General features: G+C 66.8%; 19 protein-coding genes. All 19 read left to right on the forward strand.

What is annotated here, in order from left to right; translation table 11 throughout:
- Positions 1-98 precede the first annotated feature (98 nt).
- The 19 genes from Ato02nite_RS07455 to Ato02nite_RS07545 all read left to right on the forward strand — a co-directional run bounded on the left by Ato02nite_RS07455 (position 99) and on the right by Ato02nite_RS07545 (position 7,263).
- Positions 99-329, forward strand: a complete 231-nt coding sequence (locus tag Ato02nite_RS07455) for a hypothetical protein (RefSeq protein ID WP_213005659.1) — start codon at positions 99-101, stop codon at positions 327-329.
- Between the two features lie 28 nt (positions 330-357).
- The gene (locus tag Ato02nite_RS07460; protein WP_213005660.1) at positions 358-540 is read left to right on the forward strand and encodes a hypothetical protein; all 183 of its coding nucleotides are present in this window, start codon (positions 358-360) and stop codon (positions 538-540) included.
- A complete protein-coding gene (locus Ato02nite_RS07465; protein ID WP_213005661.1) occupies positions 537-803 on the forward strand; it encodes a hypothetical protein in 267 nt (88 codons plus the stop codon). Before Ato02nite_RS07460 ends, Ato02nite_RS07465 begins: the two co-directional genes overlap by 4 nt.
- A gap of 13 nt (positions 804-816) precedes the next feature.
- Positions 817-1,071, forward strand: a complete 255-nt coding sequence (locus Ato02nite_RS07470) for a hypothetical protein (RefSeq protein WP_213005662.1) — start codon at positions 817-819, stop codon at positions 1,069-1,071.
- On the forward strand, positions 1,071-1,346 hold the full coding sequence (locus tag Ato02nite_RS07475) for a hypothetical protein (RefSeq protein ID WP_213005663.1): 276 nt from the start codon (positions 1,071-1,073) through the stop codon (positions 1,344-1,346). The genes Ato02nite_RS07470 and Ato02nite_RS07475 overlap by 1 nt, the downstream gene beginning before the upstream one ends.
- Positions 1,343-1,624 carry a hypothetical protein gene (locus tag Ato02nite_RS07480; RefSeq protein ID WP_213005664.1) on the forward strand — a complete coding sequence of 94 codons (282 nt, stop codon included), beginning with the start codon at positions 1,343-1,345 and terminating at the stop codon, positions 1,622-1,624. The genes Ato02nite_RS07475 and Ato02nite_RS07480 overlap by 4 nt, the downstream gene beginning before the upstream one ends.
- Positions 1,624-2,010, forward strand: coding sequence for a hypothetical protein (locus Ato02nite_RS07485; protein ID WP_213005665.1), 387 nt, complete (start codon positions 1,624-1,626; stop codon positions 2,008-2,010). Before Ato02nite_RS07480 ends, Ato02nite_RS07485 begins: the two co-directional genes overlap by 1 nt.
- Positions 2,007-2,372 carry a hypothetical protein gene (locus Ato02nite_RS07490; RefSeq protein ID WP_213005666.1) on the forward strand — a complete coding sequence of 122 codons (366 nt, stop codon included), beginning with the start codon at positions 2,007-2,009 and terminating at the stop codon, positions 2,370-2,372. Before Ato02nite_RS07485 ends, Ato02nite_RS07490 begins: the two co-directional genes overlap by 4 nt.
- 2 nt (positions 2,373-2,374) lie before the next feature.
- Complete coding sequence (locus Ato02nite_RS07495; RefSeq protein ID WP_213005667.1) at positions 2,375-2,650, forward strand: hypothetical protein; 276 nt, start codon at positions 2,375-2,377, stop codon at positions 2,648-2,650.
- Positions 2,647-3,018: a hypothetical protein gene (locus Ato02nite_RS07500; protein WP_213005668.1), complete on the forward strand. Its 372-nt coding sequence runs from the start codon at positions 2,647-2,649 to the stop codon at positions 3,016-3,018. The genes Ato02nite_RS07495 and Ato02nite_RS07500 overlap by 4 nt, the downstream gene beginning before the upstream one ends.
- Complete coding sequence (locus tag Ato02nite_RS07505) at positions 3,015-3,431, forward strand: phosphatase domain-containing protein (RefSeq protein ID WP_213005669.1); 417 nt, start codon at positions 3,015-3,017, stop codon at positions 3,429-3,431. Before Ato02nite_RS07500 ends, Ato02nite_RS07505 begins: the two co-directional genes overlap by 4 nt.
- Positions 3,432-4,127 (forward strand): nucleotidyltransferase domain-containing protein, encoded by a 696-nt coding sequence (locus Ato02nite_RS07510; RefSeq protein WP_213005670.1) that lies wholly within the window; start codon positions 3,432-3,434, stop codon positions 4,125-4,127.
- Entirely contained in the window at positions 4,124-4,492 is a 369-nt protein-coding gene (locus Ato02nite_RS07515) for a hypothetical protein (RefSeq protein ID WP_213005671.1), read from the forward strand. The genes Ato02nite_RS07510 and Ato02nite_RS07515 overlap by 4 nt, the downstream gene beginning before the upstream one ends.
- Positions 4,489-4,734, forward strand: coding sequence for a hypothetical protein (locus tag Ato02nite_RS07520; protein WP_213005672.1), 246 nt, complete (start codon positions 4,489-4,491; stop codon positions 4,732-4,734). Before Ato02nite_RS07515 ends, Ato02nite_RS07520 begins: the two co-directional genes overlap by 4 nt.
- Entirely contained in the window at positions 4,731-4,907 is a 177-nt protein-coding gene (locus tag Ato02nite_RS07525) for a hypothetical protein (RefSeq protein ID WP_213005673.1), read from the forward strand. The genes Ato02nite_RS07520 and Ato02nite_RS07525 overlap by 4 nt, the downstream gene beginning before the upstream one ends.
- Complete coding sequence (locus tag Ato02nite_RS07530; protein WP_213005674.1) at positions 4,904-5,224, forward strand: hypothetical protein; 321 nt, start codon at positions 4,904-4,906, stop codon at positions 5,222-5,224. The genes Ato02nite_RS07525 and Ato02nite_RS07530 overlap by 4 nt, the downstream gene beginning before the upstream one ends.
- A complete protein-coding gene (locus Ato02nite_RS07535) occupies positions 5,221-5,643 on the forward strand; it encodes a hypothetical protein (protein WP_213005675.1) in 423 nt (140 codons plus the stop codon). Before Ato02nite_RS07530 ends, Ato02nite_RS07535 begins: the two co-directional genes overlap by 4 nt.
- A 419-nt stretch (positions 5,644-6,062) precedes the next feature.
- Positions 6,063-6,755 (forward strand): hypothetical protein, encoded by a 693-nt coding sequence (locus tag Ato02nite_RS07540; protein WP_213005676.1) that lies wholly within the window; start codon positions 6,063-6,065, stop codon positions 6,753-6,755.
- Positions 6,756-6,837: 82 nt separating this feature from the next.
- Positions 6,838-7,263 (forward strand): GntR family transcriptional regulator, encoded by a 426-nt coding sequence (locus Ato02nite_RS07545; RefSeq protein WP_213005677.1) that lies wholly within the window; start codon positions 6,838-6,840, stop codon positions 7,261-7,263.
- Positions 7,264-7,390 lie beyond the last annotated feature (127 nt).

Genomic DNA, 7,390 nt, shown 5'->3' on the forward strand with positions numbered 1-7,390 from the left:
TGGTTCGGTCCGTCGGTGATGTGGCCGTGCCCGGTCATCACGTCGGCGGCAGGGAAGTACCGCGTGCCGTTCGGGCGCACCATCATCCGGGAGCAGGCGTGAACGGCGCGCACGACGACCAGGACGCCCTGGCCGAGGACTGGCGACGTGTCCTGAAGGACGTGGCCGAGGCCCTCGCGACCGGCCGGGAGCCGGAAGACGTTCAGGCCGAACGGCATGCGCAGGAGCGCGAAGCCCCGAACCGGGCCACCCGGCGCGGCAACAAGATGCACCCGCGGTCGGCCAAAAGCCGGGTGGACTACCAGCCCGGCCGGCCCCGGCCCTACTGACCTCGACCCCGCGACAGGAAGGACCAACATGCCGACGATCAACATCCGCACCTCTGGCGGCGGTGAGAGCTTCACCGTTGACCAGGCCACCGTCGACCGGTGCGTTGAGCAACTGAAGAACCTCGACGCCGTGCTCCGAATCGACGACGAGGATGGGACCGCGTACATCCCCGCCCGCCACGTTGTCAGCCTGTTCGTGGCCGCCCGATGACCACCCCCGACCCTGCCCGCATCGTCGAAACCTTGACGTCCGCCGGCTGGCAGGTGACCGACAGCAAGCCCAACCTGTACGTGCACCTCGCCTGGCCGTACCAACGTCACCGCCTGCTGATCATCCCGCTGGACCCCGGCATAGCCGACTACGACGACCTGCTCGCCGCGGCCATCCGGGCGCTGAAGGGCGCGGTTGCTGTCGGCAACGGCGCCAAGCAGGCCCTGGCCGCCTACCGGCCCGACTTGTACGCCCACCACTGACCGAAGGAGAACCATGAACTTCCAGCCCCAGCCCTACCCGCTGTTCGCCGCCACGAAGCCCCACGACGGTGAAATCCAGGTCAGCCGCGTTATCGGCTGGGCCGCGCCCGACAGCAACGAAATCGAAGACCTCAAGCCGGTCGTGGTCATCGAGCGGCCCAACGGCGCGTCCGATCTGGGCTACCTGCACCTCGATGAGCGGGCCTACGTGATCGACACAGATTTTGGTCAAGCGCGGCGCCGAGCCCGAGACCTACCCAACCCCTGATGCGCACCTTCATGGACGACCTGCGAGCGGGCTGGACCAGTTCGGACAAGGTCGACAACTACATCGACCGCTGGCACGACGGCCCCAGCCCGTTCGGGCCGAAGCTGCACGAATTCCTCGGCCTCACCTGGAACGAGTACAAGCGGTTCGTCGAGCGCAACGAGCTGCCCCGGCTCCTCGACCACCCGAAGGCATGCGGCGCGGCGGAAGGCTCCCGATGGGGCTACCTGCCCTGCGGTTGCACCCACGACGGATACGGAGGACACCAGCAATGACGGTCAAGTTGTATCGCTTGATGGCGCAGGACGCGGTCGGTTCAACCGGCGGTGTCGCCTACGAAGAAGTCCGCTCAGCTGTCGTGTGGGCGGAGAGCGAGGAAGACGCGCTCGCCGTGCTGGCCGAGGCGTTCGAGCGCAAGTACGCCACCCGGGAAGGCGAGCCGGGCACGCTTGGCGAGGTCGGCTACTTCGGCATACCGGCCAACCCGTACGTGGTCGTCGAGGAGTGCGTGCCGGTGCGTGGGCTGGTTATGGCGGAAGGTCAGGACAGCTGATGGGTACCAACTACTACCTTCGCGAGCACCCCTGCGGCTCGTGCGGCCGGTCCGACGAACTGCACGTCGGCAAGTCCTCCGGCGGCTGGTCGTTCGGATTCCGCGGCTACCGGCACGACCCGGACGACGACCGGTACTCCCCGACCGGCTATCCGGTTCTGTCCCGCGACGACTGGCGCAAGGTGTTCACCGACAAGCCGGGCCGGCTGGTCGACGAGTACGGCCGTGAGGTCGAGAACCCGATCGAGTGGCTGGACGCGTTGCAGCCCCCGGACCTCAAGCAGCAGCGTTGGGAGGGCTCGAACATGGGCTCGTACTGGCGCCCGGACGCGCGTGACTGGCGCGATACGGAGGGCTTCCGCTTCTACGACGGGGACTTCTCGTGACCTACCCGCAACCCTGGATCGACGCCGCCGCCGAGGCCGCCCACAAGGCCCTGGACGAGGTCGACATCGACTGGCACTACACCTGCACTGATGACCCGGACGACCAGTCCTGCGGCAAGGGCTACGCCGCTCGGGCCATGCTGGTCGAGGATGTCCTGCCCGCCGTCCTGGTCGCCTGGGAGCGGATGGGGCTGCGGCTGGTCGAGGGACCCATCCCCGGGCCGCACTGTCCCCGCTGCGGCGCTCTGGGCGTGCCTGACGGGCGGTACGGGGTGTGCCCGGGGTGTGCAGAGGCGATGGAGCGTGAAACGGGGCTGGGTGTGGCCGAGCTCCTCGGGGACTCGCAAGGCAAGGAGACCTGATCATGCGCACCTTCATGGACGACCTGCGGGCGGGCTGGACGACCCCCGAGAAGATCGACGACTACATCGACCGCTGGCACGACAACACCGCGAACGACGGCAAGCAACTGCACGAGTGTCTTGGCCTCACCTGGGGCGAGTACAAGCGGTTCGGCGAGCGCAACGAGTTGCCTCGCCTTCTCGACCACCCGAAGGCATGCGGCGCGGCGGAAGGCTCCCGCTGGGGCTACCTGCCGTGCGGCTGCACCCACGACGGCTACGGAGGACACCTGCGATGACTGCACCAACCACCGAGCTCACTTCAGCCGTCGACCGTGACGGCTTCTTCTGGGTGCGCGACGACGAGGACGGCGACTGGTATGCGTACGCCAACGAGGACCTCTCCATGCCCTACAGCAGGCTGCTCGCCGAGCACGGCCCGCTGGAGCCAGCCGTCCACGAGCGCAACCCCGCCCCTGGTCCTGTCCCTGGCCCGATCCCGGGCGTGTGCTTCGCCTGCGGCAACACGGGCGAGATCTACCACGGTCCGGGCATCGACGGTCCCGTGTGGGGTGGAGAGTGCGGCTGCGACACCGAGCACTGCGGCACGTGCGGCGATGCGTGGCCGTGCAGCTTCAGCGGCGAGTTCGAGAAGGAAGGCCAGTGACCAGCAGAGCAGTCCTTTTCGACATCGATGGCACTCTCGCCTTGCGCACCGGTGACCGCTCCCCCTACGACTGGCACCGGGTCGGCGAGGACGAACCCAATCCACCCGTCATCGAGCTGTCCCGGATTGTCCACGCCGCCGGCTACCGGCTGATCCTCATGTCCGGCCGCGACGAGGTCTGCCGCCAGCAGACCGAATTGTGGCTCGATGCCCAGCAGGTGCCGTTCCACGAGCTGCACATGCGGCCCGAGAAGGACAACCGCAAGGACTCGATCGTCAAAGAGGAGCTGTACCGCAAGTACGTCGAAGGCCGCCGCGATGTGGCGTTCGTGGTGGACGACCGAAATCAGGTGGTCCGAATGTGGCGTGAGCTGGGACTCTCCTGTTTCCAGGTCGCCGAGGGGGACTTCTAGATGGACGTGCAGAACGTGCTCTTGTCGGGCGTGGTCGGTTCAACGGCCTACGGTCTCGCCGGCCCGGAATCCGATGTCGACATGCTGGGCGTTTTCGCCACGGAGACGGCAGCGCTGCACGGTCTGGATCCGATCGAGGAGTCGGCCGTGTCATCGAAGCCGGACGCAACGTTCCACGAAGCCGCGAAATACTGCCGCCTGGCCCTCGGCGGCAACCCAACCGTCAGTGAGCTGATGTGGCTTCCGTGCGACCTGTACGACATCCGCACACCGCTCGGCGACGAACTGGTCGACCTGCGGTACGCGTTCCTGTCGGCAAAGCGTGTCCGGGATGCCTACCTCGGCTATGCCACCCAGCAGTTCAAGAAGCTCGAAGCCCGCGGCGACGGTTCCTTCAGCGCTGACACCCGCAAGCGAACCGCGAAGCACTCGAGACACCTTTACCGGCTCTGCCACCAAGGTCATCAGCTCTACTCCACCGGCAGGCTGGAGATCCGACTGGACGATCCACAGCACTTCCTGGACTTCGGCGAGGAAGTAGCCGCCGGAAATCTGGAGCTGGCCCGGCAGTTGATGGCCCGCTACGAGCAGGCGTTCGACGAGAGCCCGTCGGTGCTGCCCGACGAGCCGGACCGCGCGGTCGTCCAGGACTGGCTGCTGCGGGTGCGTGCCGCCTACTACGAGGTGCCGGCGTGAACGGCTTCGAGCAGGCCACCACAGAGACGCTGCAGGCCATTCACGGCAACCTGCTGGGCGGTCTTGAGGTGGTCGCCAAGACGATCGCGGACGGCACGTTCAACACCGTCGGGCCGAAGGGTGCCGCGCCGCCGTCGCAGTCCGGGCAGACGACGTTGTGGCTGCTGGATGGCGTGGAGGCCGAGTTGGAGCGGCGCGGGATCCTGCCGTTCAAGAGCACCGACCAAGAGGGAACCACGCCGTGCTGCGACCTGCACAACGAGCACTGCGAACCGCCCGGCGACCTGTGTTGCCGCGCCTGTACCGAGGTCAACCATCCGCAGCATCCGGCAGGCGTCGCCTGCACCTGGAAGGTGAGCGCATGACCATCGACAGCATGCCGTTCGACTTCGCGAAGGATCTCCGCAAGCCGGAGATCCGCGACCGCCTGAAGCTGCTCGGCTACAACAGCGACAGGGGCGACATGATCCTGACCTGGTACGAGGACGAGTACTTCCGTGACGTTTGCGCGCGGGCCCCACTGGACGTCCGGACTCTGCTGGTGTGGCCGAACGAGGAGTCGCTGGGCGGCTGGGGCATGCGCTGGGCTGAGGACGTGGAGCGATGACCGCCGAGCCGTACGCCGAGCTTGAAGCGGCTCTCATCCCGCTGCGAGCCGCCCACCCTGGGATCACCAATCAGGAGGCTGCTCCTCTGCTGCCTGAGCATCTGCGTAAGCAACTGTGGGAACGGGCCGTCGACCGCTACCTCGAGGACAAGCTGACGGAGGTGGCCGAATGAGCACTGGCATGCCCGCCGACATCACCGACGTCAGCACCCAGCTGACCCGCCTCGCCATCCCGCACCAGGTCGACGGCGACACGATCATTCTGGTGCCCGTAGACGGTGTCACCCTGCACGTCCGCTGGCACCCCCACTTCGGAGACCACGGGTCGTGGTACCGGCGCATCGAGAAAGGGCTGACGGAGGTTTCCGGGCCCCTGCGTGTCAGCGTCAGCGACCCCTCAGATGCACGCCAGGTCGCCGAGGCAGTCTACGAGGAGTGCCGGTGGCAGCAGGAGGTCGCAGACGCCCAGGCTGAGGCCGGCGAGCAGTGACCTCACCTTTTGCCGACGACATGCTCGCCCAGATCCGCGCCCTGACCGCCGCCCTGCCCACCCGCCGCCCGACCCTCATGCGGATCGGTCCGGGCGTCCTGGACGAACTGAAGCGCCTCGGCACACCCGTTCTCAGCGTCGACGGGCTCTCGTTCGGCGTGACCATCCTCGAGCAAGAGGACTACCCGATCGGGCAGTGGCGGATCTTCGACCAGCACGGCGAGGAGATCAGCGCCGGGGTGCTGCACGTTATCGGCGCTACCGTCCCGGTGAGCCTCGACGACGGCTCCAGCAAGGACATGGTGGTGGTCGATGTCCGCGACGGACATGCGTACGTGGCCGATCCGGTCATCTTCGACGACTTCATACCGCCGCTTGCACCCCTGACTGGGTGGTTCTACGGCAGGAGGGCGTGGTGACCGTCGTCCTGCTCCTCGACGTTGATGGCGTTTTGAACGACGCCTGTTCCCGGCGATCGCCCAGGCGGAGCGGGACGGGCGGGCATTGCTGTTGTGTCCGCAGTCCGAGTACGGGCTGCAGCCGGAAGACCTGGACGCGGTGGAGGAGTTCGCCGCGGTCAACCTCGAGGAGGCTGCGTGACCACGCTGCCTGCCTGTGACAACGGCCGCCGTTACGTGAGGTGAAAGCGTTCCCTGATCACGTTCAGGGTTACCCGACAAGGGTCGGCCGAGCGGACGACCCGGCAGGGGAACGGCGGCAACGCCCACCAGGCCGCCCGGTTACGGCCCCACCGCATGGTCATTCCAGATTCGGCCGAACAGGTAAACCTGATTTGACCTGCAACAACCGTCCAGGGTGACACAACCAGACTTGCACAATGGATCTCACCTGCGGTAAGAGCCGTGCGACGTCGCACACACCACCCGACGATCATGCTTTCGGTGGGACAACCGTCATAACTGGAGGCTATCCAGATCCCCACACCCGGCATACCGTCCGTGACGGAAGCAGCACACCACAGGCACGATGGGGAGCACCCATGGACATCGGCACCACCACACAAGACCTGCGACAAGTCGGCGCCAGCGCCCTACCTGCGGACGAGCGGCGCACCCAACGGTTCGGCCGGCGCTGCTTCTGGACCGGCATCGCCCTCGTCTTCACCATGTTCCTCGTCTGCCTCGCCGCCGCCATCATCAGCGACCAGCAGGTGTACGAAAGCCGCGCCGCCCAGCTGTTCGGCGTCCTGTCGATCATCCCGCTCATGCTGCTCGGCGCCGCCCTCATCCTCCTCGGCGGCATCGAACACCTGCAACGGTCCGTGCGCTCCACCCAGATCGACATCCTCGCCGCCGAAGACCGAAACCGGATCCTCATCGAACGGCTCACCGTCGACACCGACGAACGGTTCGACGTCGTCATGGGCATCCTCGGGCCAGTCGCGGGCGAGCTCAACAGGTCCGCCGAACTGCTGGAGAAGATCGAGGTGGCGATCGCCAAGGTGCCGGACCATTCGAAAGCCATCATGGACGGCATCGAGCTCGGGCGGATCGTCGCGCCGCGCGACTAACTTCCCCCTCGCCCAAACTGGTCCGGACAACCGGACATCCGCGCCGTCGGACGTCCATATCGGCTTCCCTACTGTTCCGTAAGTGATCACTCCGCAGCCCGGCGGCTCGCTCTACCGAGCACTGGCCGGCCTCCTGCGGAAAGAGATCGTCACCGGGCGCCTGAAGCCCGGGCAGCGGCTCCCGTCGGAGCGGACCCTCATGCAGGAACACGGGGTCTCCCGCGAAACCGTCCGCCGCGCCACCGCCCTATTGCGCGCCGAGAGCCTTGTTGTCGTACGGCAGGGGCATGGTGCACGGGTGCGCGAACAACCCGAACTCGAGGACCTGGTTCCGCCGGCCGGGGCGACCGTGACCGCCCGGGTGCCGAGCGAGCAGGAGCGGCTTGAGTACGACATCCCGGAGGGTGTGGCCGCGTTCTGGGTGGTGTCGCCGGACGGCACCGCAGAGCTATTCCCGGCGGACCGGTGGCGGCTGCGGTGGCCCGCCTCAGGCGACACGCCCGAATAGCTGCGGGACCCCAGGGTGACCCCAGGAATTTCTGGGCCCGTGAACGACTGGTCCCAACAGACCTCATTGTTGCTGGTTGCCCGCCATGTCGGTACCTGCTACAAATTTGACGGTTCTTAAGAGTGCC

The sequence above is a fragment of the Paractinoplanes toevensis genome (genome assembly GCF_018332695.1).
In the GTDB taxonomy this organism is placed as follows: Bacteria; Actinomycetota; Actinomycetes; order Mycobacteriales; family Micromonosporaceae; genus Actinoplanes; species Actinoplanes toevensis.